The sequence below is a fragment of the Clostridium tarantellae genome (assembly GCF_009295725.1).
In the GTDB taxonomy this organism is placed as follows: Bacteria; Bacillota; Clostridia; order Clostridiales; family Clostridiaceae; genus Sarcina; species Sarcina tarantellae.
In genome coordinates this window covers 1-758 of sequence record NZ_WHJC01000576.1, presented here as the reverse complement: position 1 = coordinate 758, position 758 = coordinate 1, and the positions used below count along the sequence as shown (strand labels likewise).

General features: G+C 33.9%; 1 protein-coding gene. It reads left to right on the top strand.

The window, feature by feature from the left end; genetic code table 11:
* Positions 1-758 (top strand): phage tail tape measure protein (locus GBZ86_RS16430; protein WP_152892465.1); only part of this gene is annotated, 758 nt, incomplete at both ends.

Below are 758 nucleotides of genomic sequence, written 5' to 3'. Positions count from 1 at the left end.
GAAAAGGCAGAAAAGATTTCTGATAAAATGAAGCCAGTATCTTTAGGCATAGTAGGAGTTGGTACTGTAGCAGGTAAAATGGCTATTGATTTTGAAGATAGCATGGCTAAGGTTTCTACCATAGCAGATACTACACAAGTTCCTTTAAAGGATTTAAAAGTAGGCATAATGGACTTAAGTAATCAAACAGGCATTAGTTCTACAGAAATAGCCAACAATGTTTATGATGCTATTTCAGCAGGACAAAAAACAGGGGATGCAGTTAATTTTGTAAGTAATTCTACTAAATTAGCTAAAGCAGGATTTGCAGAAGCAGGACAATCATTAGATTTGTTAACTACCATAATGAACTCCTATGGACTAGAAGCAAGTGAAGTTAATAATGTTTCTGATATGCTAATAAATACTCAAAATGTTGGTAAAGTAACCGTTGGAGAATTATCAGAAGTTATGGGTAAGGTAGTACCTACTGCAAAAGCTTATGGAGTTAATTTGGCTCAACTTTCTAGTGGATATGCAGAGTTAACAAGTAAAGGTATAAAAGCAGCAGAATCTACAACTTATATGAATAGTATGTTTAATGAGCTTGGTAAAAATGGAACTGTAGCACAAAAAGCATTAAAGGAAGCTACAGGAAAAACCTTACCTGAATTAATGAAAAGTGGAAAATCCCTTGGGGATGTATTAAATAGTATGAATGACTATGCTAAGAAAAATAATAAATCCTTAGCAGATATGTTTGGAAGTGCAGAAGCAGG